Source organism: Pseudomonas sp. JV414 (genome assembly GCF_032424305.1).
Taxonomy (GTDB): domain Bacteria; phylum Pseudomonadota; class Gammaproteobacteria; order Pseudomonadales; family Pseudomonadaceae; genus Aquipseudomonas; species Aquipseudomonas lini.
Map to the genome: position 1 here is coordinate 172,841 of NZ_VYKC01000016.1, position 14,499 is coordinate 187,339.

General features: G+C 60.2%; 14 protein-coding genes. 8 read left to right on the top strand and 6 right to left on the bottom strand.

Annotation, left to right across the window (positions count from 1 at the left end; genetic code table 11):
* Positions 1-30: 30 nt before the first annotated feature.
* A complete protein-coding gene (locus tag F6R97_RS17250) occupies positions 31-2,208 on the bottom strand; it encodes a malate synthase G (protein WP_315866864.1) in 2,178 nt (725 codons plus the stop codon).
* On the opposite strand from F6R97_RS17250, the gene F6R97_RS17255 reads away from it, so the two are divergent.
* On the top strand, positions 2,191-2,457 hold the full coding sequence (locus F6R97_RS17255) for a hypothetical protein (protein WP_151152220.1): 267 nt from the start codon (positions 2,191-2,193) through the stop codon (positions 2,455-2,457). The genes F6R97_RS17250 and F6R97_RS17255 overlap by 18 nt on opposite strands.
* A gap of 323 nt (positions 2,458-2,780) precedes the next feature.
* Entirely contained in the window at positions 2,781-3,299 is a 519-nt protein-coding gene (locus F6R97_RS17260) for a glycine cleavage system protein R (protein WP_038981174.1), read from the top strand.
* 215 nt (positions 3,300-3,514) lie between these two features.
* On the opposite strand, the gene rarD is transcribed toward F6R97_RS17260, so the two are convergent.
* The 5 genes from rarD to F6R97_RS17285 all read right to left on the bottom strand — a co-directional run bounded on the left by rarD (position 3,515) and on the right by F6R97_RS17285 (position 9,319).
* Positions 3,515-4,402 carry an EamA family transporter RarD gene (gene rarD, locus F6R97_RS17265; protein WP_030129965.1) on the bottom strand — a complete coding sequence of 296 codons (888 nt, stop codon included), beginning with the start codon at positions 4,400-4,402 and terminating at the stop codon, positions 3,515-3,517.
* Between the two features lie 174 nt (positions 4,403-4,576).
* A complete protein-coding gene (locus F6R97_RS17270) occupies positions 4,577-5,551 on the bottom strand; it encodes a serine/threonine protein kinase (protein WP_038981177.1) in 975 nt (324 codons plus the stop codon).
* A gap of 208 nt (positions 5,552-5,759) precedes the next feature.
* Entirely contained in the window at positions 5,760-7,661 is a 1,902-nt protein-coding gene (locus F6R97_RS17275; protein WP_315866865.1) for a PhoX family phosphatase, read from the bottom strand.
* An 89-nt stretch (positions 7,662-7,750) separates the two neighbouring features.
* Positions 7,751-8,515 carry a TOBE domain-containing protein gene (locus tag F6R97_RS17280; protein WP_038981180.1) on the bottom strand — a complete coding sequence of 255 codons (765 nt, stop codon included), beginning with the start codon at positions 8,513-8,515 and terminating at the stop codon, positions 7,751-7,753.
* Between the two features lie 63 nt (positions 8,516-8,578).
* Positions 8,579-9,319: a ComF family protein gene (locus F6R97_RS17285; protein ID WP_315866866.1), complete on the bottom strand. Its 741-nt coding sequence runs from the start codon at positions 9,317-9,319 to the stop codon at positions 8,579-8,581.
* 90 nt (positions 9,320-9,409) lie between these two features.
* Here F6R97_RS17285 and bioB point away from each other — a divergent pair, with 90 nt between their 5' ends.
* The 6 genes from bioB to F6R97_RS17315 all read left to right on the top strand — a co-directional run bounded on the left by bioB (position 9,410) and on the right by F6R97_RS17315 (position 14,475).
* Positions 9,410-10,465 (top strand): biotin synthase BioB, encoded by a 1,056-nt coding sequence (gene bioB / locus F6R97_RS17290; RefSeq protein ID WP_038981183.1) that lies wholly within the window; start codon positions 9,410-9,412, stop codon positions 10,463-10,465.
* A 209-nt stretch (positions 10,466-10,674) separates the two neighbouring features.
* Positions 10,675-11,853 carry an 8-amino-7-oxononanoate synthase gene (gene bioF, locus F6R97_RS17295; RefSeq protein ID WP_038981185.1) on the top strand — a complete coding sequence of 393 codons (1,179 nt, stop codon included), beginning with the start codon at positions 10,675-10,677 and terminating at the stop codon, positions 11,851-11,853.
* Positions 11,846-12,577 carry an alpha/beta fold hydrolase gene (locus F6R97_RS17300; protein ID WP_315866867.1) on the top strand — a complete coding sequence of 244 codons (732 nt, stop codon included), beginning with the start codon at positions 11,846-11,848 and terminating at the stop codon, positions 12,575-12,577. The genes bioF and F6R97_RS17300 overlap by 8 nt, the downstream gene beginning before the upstream one ends.
* Complete coding sequence (gene bioC / locus F6R97_RS17305) at positions 12,570-13,382, top strand: malonyl-ACP O-methyltransferase BioC (RefSeq protein ID WP_048396401.1); 813 nt, start codon at positions 12,570-12,572, stop codon at positions 13,380-13,382. The genes F6R97_RS17300 and bioC overlap by 8 nt, the downstream gene beginning before the upstream one ends.
* A complete protein-coding gene (gene bioD, locus F6R97_RS17310) occupies positions 13,379-14,059 on the top strand; it encodes a dethiobiotin synthase (RefSeq protein ID WP_038981192.1) in 681 nt (226 codons plus the stop codon). The genes bioC and bioD overlap by 4 nt, the downstream gene beginning before the upstream one ends.
* A 119-nt stretch (positions 14,060-14,178) precedes the next feature.
* Complete coding sequence (locus F6R97_RS17315) at positions 14,179-14,475, top strand: hypothetical protein (RefSeq protein WP_007904188.1); 297 nt, start codon at positions 14,179-14,181, stop codon at positions 14,473-14,475.
* Positions 14,476-14,499 lie beyond the last annotated feature (24 nt).

Consider the following 14,499-nt stretch of genomic DNA (forward strand, 5'->3'; position numbering starts at 1 on the left):
GGCTTTTTCATGTCCGGCGTCAGCGTTTACTCAAAGGCCATTGGCAGCCTTGAACTCGCGACGACGACGGTGCAGAACCGGCTCGGTGTAGCCGTTCGGCTGTTTGGTGCCTTCTACCACCAGTTCGACCGCCGCCTGGAAGGCGATGTTGCTGTCGAAGTTCGGTGCCAGCGGACGATACAGCGGATCGTTGGCGTTCTGACGGTCAACCACCGGCGCCATGCGCTTGAGGCTTTCCATCACCTGATCTTCAGTGACGATGCCGTGGCGCAGCCAGTTGGCGATGTGCTGACTGGAAATACGCAGCGTCGCACGGTCTTCCATCAGGCCGACGTCATTGATGTCTGGCACTTTCGAGCAGCCCACGCCCTGGTCGATCCAGCGCACCACGTAACCGAGAATACCTTGGGCGTTGTTGTCCAGTTCGTTCTTGATCTGCTCCGTGGTCCAGTCTGGATTGACGGCCAACGGGATGGTCAGGATGTCGTCCACCGAAGCGCGAGCACGTTTGGCCAGTTCGGCCTGACGGGCGAACACATCGACCTTGTGATAATGCAGCGCGTGCAACGCGGCGGCGGTCGGCGATGGAACCCAGGCGGTGTTGGCACCGGCCATCGGGTGAGCGATTTTCTGTTCGAGCATCGCTGCCATCAGGTCCGGCATGGCCCACATGCCTTTACCGATCTGGGCGCGACCTTGCAGGCCGGTGCTCAGGCCAATATCGACATTCCAGTTTTCGTAAGCGCCAATCCACTTCTCAGCCTTCATGTCGGCCTTGCGCACCATCGGGCCGGCTTCCATGGATGTGTGGATCTCATCGCCCGTGCGGTCGAGGAAGCCAGTGTTGATGAACACCACGCGCTCGGCGGCAGCCTTGATGCAGGCCTTGAGGTTGACCGTGGTACGGCGCTCCTCGTCCATGATCCCGACTTTGAGGGTGTTGCGAGGCAAGTCGAGGACGTCTTCGATGCGACCGAACAGCTCGTTGGTGAACGCAGCTTCTTCCGGGCCGTGCATCTTCGGCTTCACGATATACACCGAGCCGGTGCGGCTGTTCTTGCGCGAGCTGTTGCCGTTGAGGCTGTGGATCGCCGCGAGGCAAGTCACCAGGCCATCGAGAATACCTTCCGGTACTTCGTTGCCGTCTTTATCGAGGATCGCGTCGATGGTCATCAGGTGACCGACGTTGCGCACGAACAGCAGGGAGCGACCGTGCAGGCTCAATTCGCTGCCATCGAGGGCGGTATAGGTGCGATCGGCGTTCATGGTGCGGGTAAAGGTCTGACCGCCCTTGGAGACTTCTTCCGACAGATCGCCTTTCATCAGGCCGAGCCAATTGCGGTAGATCACCACTTTGTCATCGGCATCGACGGCGGCGACCGAATCTTCGCAGTCCATGATGGTGGTCAGCGCAGCTTCCATCAGGATGTCTTTGACACCGGCAGCGTCGGTCTGGCCGACCGGGGTGCTGGCGTCGACCTGGATTTCGAAGTGCAGGCCGTTGTTCTTCAGCAGGATCGCGGTCGGTGCGGCTGCATCGCCGTGGAAGCCGATCAGTTGGGCATCGTCGCGCAGGCCGGTGTTGCTGCCGCCTTTGAGGGCGACGACCAGTTTGCCGTCAGCGATCTTGTAGCCTGTGGAGTCGACGTGGGTGCCAGCAGCCAGTGGAGCGGCTTCGTCGAGGAAGGCGCGGGCGAAGGCGATGACCTTGTCGCCGCGAACCTTGTTGTAGCCTTTGCCTTTTTCCGCGCCATCCGCCTCGCTGATGGCGTCGGTGCCGTAGAGCGCGTCATACAGCGAACCCCAGCGGGCATTCGAGGCATTGAGCGCAAAGCGCGCGTTCATCACCGGCACCACCAGCTGTGGACCGGCCATGCGGGCGATTTCGTCATCGACGTTTTGTGTCGTTGCCTGGAAATCGGCCGCTTCTGGCAGCAGATAACCGATGTCTTGCAGGAAGGCTTTGTAGGCCACCGCATCGTGCGCAACACCTGCACGAGCCTGGTGCCAGGCATCGATACGTGCCTGGAAATCATCGCGTTTGGCGAGTAGGGCTTTGTTCTTCGGCGCCAGGTCATGGATGACCTTGTCGGCACCGGCCCAGAACGTGTCGGCGGTGAGGCCGGTACCGGGAATGGCTTCGTTGTTCACGAAGTCGAACAGGACTTTGGCGACCTGCAGGCCACCGACTTGAACGTGTTCAGTCATTGCTTGCCTCACTCTGCTCAGCTATTTCGCTTTTCAGCTCTTCAATTTAACAATGAAGCCTCTGGCCATTTAAACCACAAACCCATCTACCAGTACATGCCATTGCTGGCGGCTGGGTTCGATCCGATCAACGGCTTTGCGGCCTTGCTGACAGGGCTTTCAGGGGTTGTGACGGCACCTGCGGCAGACATCGATCCAGCGTTATGTAGTGCGCGCTGCGGCATACTACATGATGAATTGCGGTTGTGAAAATTAGACTAATTACGTCGTTCTGCGACCCCATGACGCATTGCGGTCATGTCGGGGAACGGGATGTTCTCAAAAAACTATTGGATTGTTCCAGTTAAATATAAAAACTTGTACACGATTTATGGCTTGGCAGGATTGTTGGTGGTGCCCCCATTCGCGGGCAAGCCTCGCTCCTACAGGTCCGCGTCGTTATGCCAACGCTGCACACGCCGACCCTGTAGGAGCGAGGCTTGCCCGCGAAGACATCAGCTGATTCAGCGCAAGATCAACCCTTGCCTATACTTGTTTTTCTATAACAAAAGTCATGACCAGAGGGCTGCGCCATGGACCATCTCGTACTCACTGTAATTGCTCCAGACAAGCCCGGGCAGGTCGAGCGCATTGCTCAATGCATTGCCGAGCACGGCGGTAACTGGCTGGAGAGCCGCATGTCGCGCATGGCCGGACAGTTCGCGGGGATTCTTCGGGTGGGTGTGCCGGCCGAGGCCTACGACGAACTGGTAGACGCCCTACAGGGATTGTCGACCCAGGGGATTCGTGTGCTGATTGCCGAAAGCGGCATCGAACAATCCTGCACCTGGAAGCCGATTGCCATGGAGCTGGTGGGCAATGATCGTCCGGGCATTGTGCGAGACATTACGCGTCTGCTGAGTGAGCAGGGCGTGAACCTGGAGCAGTTGGTGACCGAAGTTCGACCGGCACCGATGAGCAGCGAGCCGCTGTTTCATGCCGAGGCGATTCTTGCGGTGCCGCTGACCTTGTCGCTGGAGGTGCTGCAATCGCGTCTGGAAACCCTGGCGGACGATCTGATGGTTGAGTTGGTGCTGCGCAGCGAACCTTGAAAAGGTTATCCAAGTTATACGTGCACCTGCCTGTGGATAACCTGTAGAGACACCGCGTCAGGCCACGTCGGCCGGTGCTCTTCAGGATCTGATCAAAAAACCAGCAGTTTCAGTGAGTTGCGCACAAACGCCGGGGATCACACTGTGGATAACCTTGGGAAGGATGGATGCAGGCCACGGGAGACGTGGCCTGTAGAGGTTTGTACGTTTTCTGATCAGCTGCGGCGACGCAGACTTATCCACGCATCGACGCTGTAAACCGCCAGACCCGCCCAGATAAAGATGAACGCTACCAGCGTGCTGGACGACAAGTGCTCGCCAAACAGCAGCACGGCTTGCAACAACACCAGCGTCGGCGCCAGGTACTGGAGAAATCCGAGGGTGGTGTAGGGCAAGTGCCGTGCGGCGGCGTTGAAACACACCAGCGGCACCAGCGTCACCGGACCGGCAGCCACCAGCCACCAGGCTTCAGAGGTGGTCCAGAATTCGGCTTGCGCACTGCTCGCCGTCGGATTGAACAGCAGCCATGCGACAGCAATCGGCACCAGCATCCAGGTTTCCACCACCAGCCCCGGCAGCGCCTTGACCGGGGCCTGCTTGCGGATCAGTCCGTAGAAGCCGAAGGTCAATGCCAGTACCAGCGACACCCACGGCAGGCTGCCGACTTGCCATACTTGCTGCGCAACACCGACCGCCGCCAAGCCAACCGCCAGCCATTGCATGCGTCGCAGTCGTTCGCCGAGGATCAGCATTCCCAACAGCACGTTTACCAGCGGGTTGATGTAGTAACCGAGGCTGGCTTCAAGCATGCGTCCGTTGTTCACCGACCAGACGTAGGTCAGCCAGTTGGCGGCGATCAACGTGCCGCTCAGGGCCAGGATTGCCAGCCGTCGCGGGTTCTCACGCAGCTCGCGCCACCAGCCGGGATGCTTCCAGACGAGCAGCAGCAAAGCGCCGAACAGCGCGGACCACAGCACTCGATGGATGATGATCTCCACGGCGGGCACGTTGGCAATGGCTTTGAAGTAGAGCGGGAACAGGCCCCAGATGATGTAGGCACTCAGGCCCAGGATGTACCCGCGACGCGGGTTGGCGGCTTGCATGAGAATCCTTGCTTAGGCAGCTAACAAAGAGGGGATTGTAAGGAGATTTGTCGGGATATGTCGCGGACCTTGTGGGAGCGGGCTTGCTCGCGAAAGCGGTCATTCAGTCAGCATCTCTGTTGAATGTGAAACCGTATTCGCGAGCAAGCCCGCTCCCACATTGGATTGTGTTCGTCAGAACAACTTCAGTGGTTCTTCATTGAGAGCGGCGAGTTGCTCACGCAGCGCCAATACCTGATCGCCCCAATAGCGCTCGGTACCGAACCACGGAAAGCTGCGAGGGAAGGCCGGGTCGTCCCAGCGACGGGCGAGCCAGGCGCTGTAGTGCATCAGGCGCAAGGCGCGCAGCGGTTCGATCAGCGCCAGTTCCCGCGGGTCGAAGTCGTGGAATTCGTTGTAGCCGTCCATCAGTTCCGACAACTGCCCCAGACATTCCTGACGATCACCCGCCAACATCATCCAGATATCCTGCACCGCCGGGCCCATGCGGCAGTCGTCGAGGTCGACGATGTGGAACATCTCGTCGCGGCACATCATGTTGCCGGGGTGGCAATCGCCGTGCATGCGGATGTTCTGATGCGGCGTAGTCTTGTAGACCTCTTCCACCCGCTTCAGCAAATCGCGGGCAACGGACTCGTAGGCCGGCAGCAAACTTTTGGGTACGAAATTGCCTTCGAGCAATGTCGTCAGCGAGTCCTGACCAAAGTTCTTTACCCCCAGCGCTTCACGGTGTTCGAACGGTTTTGTAGTGCCGACCGCATGAAGACGACCGAGCAGTTGGCCCAGGCGATACAGCTGATCGAGATTGCCCGGCTCCGGCGCACGGCCGCCACGGCGGGGGAACAGGGTGAAACGGAAGCCGTTGTGTTCGTGCAAGCTGGCACCGTTGTGAATCATCGGCGCGACCACCGGTACGTCGCATTCGGCGAGTTCGAAGGTGAATTGGTGTTCTTCGAGAATCGCTTCGTTGGTCCAGCGCTGCGGACGGTAGAACTTGGCGATCAGCGGCTCGGAGTCTTCGATGCCGACCTGATAGACGCGGTTCTCGTAGCTGTTGAGCGCCAGAATGCGTGCGTCGCTGAGAAAGCCGATGCTTTCGACGGCATCGAGCACGAGGTCTGGGGTGAGCGTTGCAAACGGGTGGGCCATGCTGACTCCTGCGCGCAGCAGGCTGCCGCGTCGGGCCAAACATGGTAGCGCAGACGGGGCTTCTTTAGGGGGTGGGTTGAGATGAGTGTTGTTTGGGATGACGCCTTCGCGAGCAAGCCCGCTCCCACAGGGGATCGTTGGTGTACACACTATCTGTGACACAAAGAAGATCACCTGTGGGAGCGGGCTTGCTCGCGAAGAGGCCCTGTCAGGCGCCGACGATCCCGCCATCCTCGCGGGTAATCGCCATCACCGAAGACCGCGGCTTGCCGTTGGGCAGGTGCTCAGGGAACGTCGACCCACCGTTTTCCCCCGGATGCTGAATCCCGACAAACAAGGTTTTCTGATCCGGCGAGAAGCTGATCCCCGTCACCTCGCAACCCACCGGCCCGACCATGAAGCGGCGGATCTCGCCCGTCACCGGGTCGGCACAGAGCATCTGGTTATTGCCCATGCCTGCGAAGTCGCCTGCGTTGCTCGAATCACCATCCGTGAGGATCCACAAACGCCCGGCCTTGTCGAAGCCCAGCCCGTCCGGACTGTTGAACATGTTCTGCGGGGTGATGTTCGACGAACCGCCCTTCGGCGTACCGGCGTGGACGCCCGGGTTGCCGGCAACCACAAACAGGTCCCAGGCAAAGCTTTTCGAGCCGTGATCGTCGCGGTCGGTGCGCCAGCGCAGGATCTGACCGTAGACGTTCTTCTCGCGCGGGTTCGGGCCGCCCACCGGTTGGCCTTCTTCGCCGCGTTTGGCGTTGTTGGTCAGGGTGCAATAAACCTGGCCATCCTTGGGACTGACGACGATCCATTCCGGACGGTCCATGCGCGTGGCGCTCACGACGCTGGCTGCGAGGCGTGCATGAATCAGCACTTCGGCCTGATCGGCAAAACCGCTGCTGGCATCGATGCCGTTCTTGCCGTGGGTCAGTTCGATCCACTGGCCTTGGCCTTTCGGGTGATCGGCGTTGCCATCGCCCGCGTCGAAACGCGCCACGTACAAGGTGCCATGGTCCAGCAGGTCGCGGTTGGCTTTAGGGTTTTTGTGGTTGATCTTGTCGCGGCTGACGAACTTATAGATGAACTCGCCACGTTCGTCGTCGCCCATGTACACCACGGCGCGACCGTCATTGGTTTCGGCCAGTGCGGCGTTTTCATGTTTGAAACGGCCCAGCGCGGTGCGTTTGACCGGCGTCGACTGCGGATCGAACGGGTCGATTTCCACCACCCAGCCATGACGATTGAGTTCGTTGGGATTTTTCGCCAGGTCGAAGCGCGGATCGTGTTGATGCCAGTTGATGTCTTTACTGGCCACCACCGCACCGTAGCGTTTCTGCGCGGCGTCGAACTTCTGCTCGGCATTGCTGCTGCCGAAGCAGTCGGTGAAATTCTCTTCGCAGGTCAGATAAGTACCCCACGGCGTCTTGCCGTTGGCGCAGTTCTGGAAGGTGCCGAGGACTTTCTTGCCGTGTTTGTCTGCACTGGTTTTCATCAGCTCGTGACCGGCCGCCGGGCCGCTCAAACTGATCGGCGCGTTACCGTGAATACGGCGGTTGTAGCGCGAGCCCTGGACGAACTGCCACTGGCCGTTCTTGCGCTGCACTTCGATCACCGACACGCCTTCGCAAGCCAGGGCCTTGCGCACGTCTTCCGCCGATTGCGGTGTGCCGGCGTGAGGGTAGAGGTAGCGGTAGTTGGTGTATTCGTTGTTGATCGCCATCAGCGCCCGGTCTTTGTCATCGGGGAACTCAAACAGGCTCATGCCGTCGTTGTTGTCGCCGAACTGGACTTCCTGCGCCTCGGCCGTGCCGTTGCCGCTCGGGTCGAACGCCGGGCCATTTTTTTGCAGTGGTTGACCCCAGCTGATCAGTACCGAAGATTTGTAGCCCGGCGGCAGGGTGATGGCGTCGGTCGTGGCGGCGGCGATGCTGTCGAAGCCCAACAGTTTGCTGGAGCCGGCGCTGACGCTGGCGGCCAGTACACTGCGACTCAGCAAATTGCCACCGAGAAACATCGCTGCACCGCAGAGGGCACCAGCGCTGATGAAGCCTCGACGGCTGAGGCCAACCATCTTTTCGAGGTCGGTGGGTTGGTTGTCTTCTAATAGGCTCACATCAGGCTCCCTGCGGGTTTTTGCAGTCACCTTAATGGTGGTCGATGAAGGTTTTGTTGCAGCCGATGTATTGATTTTTGTCGTTTGATCTAGAGCGGTGTGCCCAGCAGGATGTTGGACGGTGCGAATTGCACAAGAACGGGTTTGCCAGCGGTGAGTTCGAGGGTTTTCAGGTGCAGCGGCTCGGCCAGGGCGCAAAGTGTCTGGCCATTGGGCAAGCCGATGCGCACTTCGCTGGGACCGTCTTCGGCGTCGAGGATTTCTTCAACCGTGCCCTTCAGACAATTGTTGCCGGGCGCCGCGGTTTGATTGACGCCAAGCAGCTCCAGCCAGCCGGCCTTGATCAGAGCGACAACCTCGGTGCCGGTTTGCAGTTCCAGGCGCAGAGTACTGTCGTGAGTGATCTGCGCATCGATACGCAAGCCTTCGGCCAGTTCAAGACGGATGCGGTCGTTGCGCCCTTGTGCATCGATCGCCACGACCTTGCCGTGTAGTTGGTTGCGTGCGCTGGTTCTGAGCATCAGGCGACCGAGCAGGTCCAAGTCACTGGCCTCCTCAGCGGCTTCCAGCACCTGAGTCTGCAAGGCTTGGAGCTTTTGATACAGGCGCAACACGCGTTCGCCTTCGCTGGACAGTTTGGCGCCGCCACCGCCCTTGCCGCCGACGCTACGCTCCACCAGCGGTTTCTGCGCGAGGTTGTTCAATTCGTCGATTGCATCCCACGCTGCTTTGTAACTCAGGCCCGCGCTTTTCGCGGCGCGGGTGATTGAGCCTTGTTCGGCGATGTGTTGCAGCAACGCGATGCGCTGCGGGCGACGGACAATGTGCTGGGACAACAACGTAGGCAAGGACATGGCGAGACGCTTTGGGCTGTGACGATGGATAGGACGTTGGCGGCTTGAGGTGCGGGAGTCAAGTCAGCCCTCATCGCCAGGTTTGGGAGTACGGGCCAGGCAGTAGACATCGACTCGCGCGGCGCCTGCATCCATCAACAAACGGGCCAATGCCTGGACGGTGGCGCCGGTGGTCAGCACGTCGTCGACCAACGCGAAGTGGCGACCCTTGATCGAGGCCTCGGGCGCCAGGGCAAAGGCGTGGCGCAGGTTCTTTTTACGGGCGTCGGCATTCAGCTCTTGTTGCGCGCTGGTGTCCTGAATCCTCAGCAACAGCGTTTCATCACAAGGAATGTCGAGGCTGACGCTGAGCCAGCGGGCGAGCATCGCCGCCTGGTTGAAACCTCGCTGGCGCAGACGTTTGGTGGCCAGCGGTACCGGTATCAGGACATCGGGCCGATCCAGATCCTCATCGAAGCGATGTTGCAGGAATTGAGCGAGAAGTTCGGCGAGCAGGCGGCCAAACGGCCACTTTGCGCTGTGCTTGAAACGGGTGATCAAACTGTCGACCGGAAAGCTGTAAGTCCAAGGCGCTGCGACTCGCTCAAACGCTGGCGGATGTTTCAAGCATTGGCCGCACGTCAGGCCCGTGGCGGGCAATGGCAGGGCGCAGGTTTGGCAGTGCTCGCCCAGCCAGGGCAACTCGGTTTCGCAGGCCATGCAAATTGGCGTGGTGTCGTCTGCGGCTTCTGCGCAGAGCAAACAGCTTTGTTTGTTTTTTAACCAGATGTAAACCGCCCCTTCGTATCGTGGTTGACAGCGCATCGCTCTTCCTTAAATATGCCGAACATCCGTGTCGCGTCTGTGGGTATTCCATTCCCCAGCCGCTTGCCAAGCATAAACAAGGAAACGCCCATGAGCGCCAGCACCACTGCAACCCTGCGTCATGACTGGTCTTTGGCCGAAGTCAAAGCACTCTTCGTTCAGCCATTCAACGACCTGTTGTTCCAGGCGCAGACGGTGCACCGCGCGCATTTCGACGCCAACCGCGTCCAGGTCTCGACGCTGCTCTCGATCAAAACCGGTGCGTGCCCGGAAGATTGCAAATATTGCCCGCAGTCCGGTCACTACAACACCGGCCTGGAAAAAGAAAAACTGATGGAAGTGCAGAAGGTCCTCGAAGAGGCCGCTCGCGCCAAGGCCATCGGTTCGACCCGTTTTTGCATGGGCGCGGCGTGGAAACACCCGTCGGCCAAAGACATGCCGTACGTGTTGGAAATGGTCAAAGGCGTGAAAGCCATGGGCCTGGAAACCTGCATGACCCTCGGTCGTCTCGATCAGGACCAGACCGTCGCCCTGGCTGAAGCCGGCCTGGACTACTACAACCACAACCTCGACACCTCGCCTGAGTTCTACGGCAGCATCATCACCACCCGTACGTACAGCGAGCGCCTGCAAACCCTGGCTTACGTGCGTGATTCGGGGATGAAGATCTGCTCCGGCGGCATTCTCGGCATGGGCGAGTCCCTCGACGACCGCGCCAACCTGCTGATCCAGCTGGCTAACCTTCCCGAGCATCCAGAGTCGGTGCCGATCAACATGCTGGTGAAAGTCGCCGGTACGCCACTGGAAAATGCTGACGACATCGATCCGTTCGACTTCATCCGCATGCTCGCGGTCGCACGCATCCTGATGCCGAAGTCACACGTGCGCCTGTCCGCCGGCCGTGAAGCGATGAACGAGCAGATGCAGGCCCTGGCATTCTTTGCTGGCGCCAACTCGATTTTCTACGGCGAAAAACTGCTGACCACCGCCAACCCGCAGGCGGACAAGGACATGCAGCTGTTCTCGCGTCTGGGCATCCTGCCGGAAGCCCGCGAAGAGCACGCCGACGAAGTGCATCAGGCCGCCATCGAACAGGCATTGGTGGAGCAGAAGAGCAGCGAGCAGTTCTATAACGCTGCCGTCTGATCCAGCACAAATCGAATGTGGGAGCGGGCTTGCTCGCGAAGGCGTCAGTACAGCCGACATCAATGTTGAATGTCACACTGCTTTCGCGAGCAAGCCCGCTCCCACATTAACCGCGCTCAACCTGTGGGAGCGTGGCTTGCCCGCGATGGCCGTGACTCGGTCTCCAGACAAGTCAGGACAGCTCCCCACATCTGACCTTCGAGGCATGCATGTCTTTCGATCTCAGCGCGCGCCTTGCTGCCCGTCGTGCCGAAAACCTTTATCGCCAGCGCCCATTGCTCGAAAGCCCGCAAGGCCCGGAAGTGGTGGTCGATGGTCAGCCGTTGCTGGCGTTCTGTAACAACGATTACCTGGGCCTGGCCAATCACCCGCAAGTGATCGAAGCCTGGCGCGCCGGCGCGTCGCGTTGGGGCGTGGGCGGTGGCGCTTCGCATCTGGTGATCGGCCACAGCGGCCCGCATCACGCACTGGAAGAAGCCCTCGCCGAGTTCACCGGCCGTCCGCGAGCGTTGCTGTTCACCACCGGTTACATGGCCAACCTCGGCGCAGTCACCGCGCTGGTCGGGCAGGGCGATACGGTGTTGGAAGACCGTCTCAATCATGCGTCGTTGCTGGATGCAGGGTTGTTGTCCGGTGCGCGTTTCAATCGTTATCTGCATAACGACGCGGCCAGTCTGGCCAAGCGTCTTGAGAAGGCCACCGGCAATACGCTGGTGGTCACCGATGGCGTGTTCAGCATGGACGGCGACATCGCCGACCTGCCGGCGCTGGCGCGGGAAGCCAAGGCCAAAGGCGCGTGGCTGATGGTCGATGACGCTCACGGTTTTGGTCCGCTGGGTGCCAATGGCGGCGGGATCGTCGAGCATTTCGGTCTGAGTCAGGAAGACGTACCCGTGTTGGTCGGTACCCTCGGCAAGGCTTTCGGTACGGCCGGTGCGTTTGTCGCCGGCAGTGAAGAGCTGATCGAAAGTCTGATCCAGTTCGCTCGTCCTTACATCTACACCACCAGCCAACCGCCAGCGCTGGCCTGCGCGACACTGAAAAGCCTGGAGCTGTTGCGTAGCGAACACTGGCGACGTGAGCATCTGCAGACGCTGATTCGCCAGTTCCGCCAAGGTGCCGAACAGATTGGCCTGGAGTTGATGGACAGCTTCACGCCGATCCAGCCGATCATGATCGGCGACGCCGGGCGTGCGGTTCGACTGTCGCAGATGCTGCGCGAACGCGGACTGATGGTGACTGCGATTCGTCCACCGACTGTGCCCGCGGGCAGCGCACGTTTGCGCGTAACCCTGACCGCCGCTCACAGCGAGGCGCAGGTACAGCTATTGTTAAATGGACTGGCCGATTGTTTTCAACAACTGGGACCGGAGCCAAGCCATGCGTGATCGTCTGATTCTGCTGCCGGGTTGGGGTCTCGGGATTTCGCCGCTGGAACCCTTGGCAGCCGCCTTGCAGGGTTTGGATGAGCGTCTGCGTGTCGAGATCGAGCCATTGCCGGAACTGGAATCGAGCGACCTTGAAGAATGGCTCGATGAGTTGGACTCAACGTTGCCACAGGATGCCTGGCTCGGTGGCTGGTCGTTGGGCGGCATGCTGGCGTCCGAGTTGGCGGGGCGACGCGGTGACCGCTGCTGCGGGCTGGTGACCCTGGCGAGTAACCCTTCTTTTGTCGCCCATGAGCAGTGGCCGAGCGCGATGCCCGGCGAAACCTTCGATGCGTTTCTGGCCGGCTGCAAGGCTGACTCGCGCATGACGTTGAAACGTTTTTCGCTGCTGTGCGCCCAAGGTGCCGAAGACCCGCGCGGGATGTCGCGACTGTTGCTCGCTGGCGCACCGCATACCTCTTCGCCGGCGCTGATGAGCGGCCTGGAGTTGCTTGCCCAACTGGATACCCGGCAAGCGTTGCAAGCGTTTCGTGGGCCGCAATTGCATTTGTTTGGCGGCCTCGACGGCTTGGTCCCGGCCGAAGCGGCGGGGGACTTGCTGGCACTGCTGCCGGATGTCGAAATCGGTCTGATTGAACAGGCCAGTCACGCGTTTCTTCTGGAAGACCCTCACGGTGTGGCGGGGGCGATTCAGGCCTTTTTGCATGAGTTCGGTGATGACTGATTTATCCCTTCCCAACCTGCCCGGCGGCTTGCCCGACAAACGCCAGGTGGCGGCGTCCTTTTCCCGTGCGGCGGCGAGCTACGACAGCGTGGCCGAATTACAGCGCGACGTGGGCAGCGAATTGTTACGTCGGTTGCCGGAAGATTTTGTCCCTGCTCGTTGGCTGGATATGGGCTGCGGCACCGGGTATTTCAGCCGAGCCTTGGCGGAGAAATTTGCTGCGAGCGCTGGCGTGGCGTTGGACATCGCAGAAGGCATGCTCAATCACGCCCGTCCCTTGGGCGGCGCGACTCATTTCATCGCGGGCGATGCGGAGCGCTTGCCGTTGCAGGACTCTACCTGCGACCTGGTCTTCTCCAGCCTGGCGGTGCAATGGTGCGCGGATTTCGCCTCGGTGCTCAATGAAGCGTATCGGGTACTGAAACCGGGCGGAATTTTCGCGTTTGCTAGTCTGTGTGTAGGCACTCTGTACGAATTGCGCGACAGCTGGCGTCAGGTGGATGGCATGGTGCACGTCAACCGCTTCCGCGAGTTCGGTGTTTACCAACAGCTTTGCGCGGGCAGCGGCTTGAAGGTCGTCAGCCTCGAAACGCAGCCGCATGTGTTGCATTACCCCGATGTCCGCAGCCTGACCCATGAGCTCAAGGCACTTGGGGCGCACAACCTGAACCCCGGCCGGCCGGGCGGTTTGACCGGCAGGGCGCGGATCCTCGGCCTGATCGAGGCTTACGAGCAGTATCGTCAGGCACAGGGACTGCCGGCGACTTATCAAGTGGTTTACGCCGTGTTGGAGAAACCCTTATGAGCGCAGCCTATTTCATCACCGGTACTGACACCGATGTCGGCAAGACCACCGTCGCCGCAGGTTTGCTGCATGCCGCGCGATTAGCGGGTTTGAGCACGGCGGCAGGCAAGCCGGTGGCCTCCGGTTGCGACCTGACGCCCAAGGGTTTGCGCAACGCAGATGCGCTGGCGCTGTTGGCCGAGTGCTCGATACCGTTGACCTACGATCAGGTCAATCCGGTCGCGTTCGAACCGGCGATTGCACCGCATCTGGCGGCCCGGGAGGCTGGCGTGGCGTTGACCGTGCAATCCCTGTTGACCCCGATGCGGCAGATTCTCGATATGCAGGCGGACTTCACCTTGATCGAAGGCGCTGGCGGCTGGCGAGTGCCATTGGCGGATCAGGACAATCTGTCGGACCTGGCCATGGCGCTGGGTCTGCCGGTGATCCTGGTGGTCGGCGTGCGGCTGGGTTGCATCAATCATGCACTGCTGACAGCCGAGGCGATCGCACGGGATGGTTTGCAGTTGGCAGGGTGGGTGGCCAACATCATCGATCCGAAGACTTCGCGTCTGGAAGAGAACCTCGCGACGCTGGCCGAGCGCATTCCCGCGCCGTGTCTGGGGAGGGTGCCGAAACTCAAATCGGTGACAGCCGACGCGGTAGCCGAGCACCTGCAGCTGGATCTGCTGGACTGAAATTTCAACGTGGGTTTTACCTATGACAAGGCACTGTGCCATTAGTGTTTTTGTCGGGCCTTTTGTCGGCGTGTCTGGTTCAATGGCCGCTGTTGATCCTTTGTCGGACGAGTTCCCCCATGGAAATCTCAGGAAACACCGCTTTTTATGCCGGTCTGAGCACTATTCAGACAGGGCAGAACCGTGTCGATCAGGCTTCGGGTCAGATCGCCAACAACACCATCGAGCGTTCGGTCACCAGTCAATCCTCGGAGATTCAGGTTGATCGTCTGCGTTCGGTAGACCGCAGCCAGCAATCGGATCTGGCCAGCAATATGGTCGAGATGTCTCAGGGCAAGTTCCAGGTGGAGCTGGGCGTCAAAGTCGCCAAGGCATCCGATGAAATGCTCGGTACGCTGATCGATACCTACGCCTGATCCCTCGCTGTATCCGCTACTCCA

Excerpts from the sequence above, each read along its gene's own strand:
- bioD (WP_038981192.1), top strand. The coding sequence starts at position 13,379 with ATGAGCGCAGCCTATTTCATCACCGGTACTGACACCGATGTCGGCAAG.
- F6R97_RS17280 (WP_038981180.1), bottom strand. The coding sequence starts at position 8,515 with ATGTCCTTGCCTACGTTGTTGTCCCAGCACATTGTCCGTCGCCCGCAG.
- bioC (WP_048396401.1), top strand. The coding sequence starts at position 12,570 with ATGACTGATTTATCCCTTCCCAACCTGCCCGGCGGCTTGCCCGACAAA.
- bioB (WP_038981183.1), top strand. The coding sequence starts at position 9,410 with ATGAGCGCCAGCACCACTGCAACCCTGCGTCATGACTGGTCTTTGGCC.
- F6R97_RS17315 (WP_007904188.1), top strand. The coding sequence starts at position 14,179 with ATGGAAATCTCAGGAAACACCGCTTTTTATGCCGGTCTGAGCACTATT.
- F6R97_RS17250 (WP_315866864.1), bottom strand. The coding sequence starts at position 2,208 with ATGACTGAACACGTTCAAGTCGGTGGCCTGCAGGTCGCCAAAGTCCTG.
- bioF (WP_038981185.1), top strand. The coding sequence starts at position 10,675 with ATGTCTTTCGATCTCAGCGCGCGCCTTGCTGCCCGTCGTGCCGAAAAC.
- F6R97_RS17260 (WP_038981174.1), top strand. The coding sequence starts at position 2,781 with ATGGACCATCTCGTACTCACTGTAATTGCTCCAGACAAGCCCGGGCAG.
- F6R97_RS17285 (WP_315866866.1), bottom strand. The coding sequence starts at position 9,319 with ATGCGCTGTCAACCACGATACGAAGGGGCGGTTTACATCTGGTTAAAA.
- F6R97_RS17300 (WP_315866867.1), top strand. The coding sequence starts at position 11,846 with ATGCGTGATCGTCTGATTCTGCTGCCGGGTTGGGGTCTCGGGATTTCG.
- rarD (WP_030129965.1), bottom strand. The coding sequence starts at position 4,402 with ATGCAAGCCGCCAACCCGCGTCGCGGGTACATCCTGGGCCTGAGTGCC.
- F6R97_RS17270 (WP_038981177.1), bottom strand. The coding sequence starts at position 5,551 with ATGGCCCACCCGTTTGCAACGCTCACCCCAGACCTCGTGCTCGATGCC.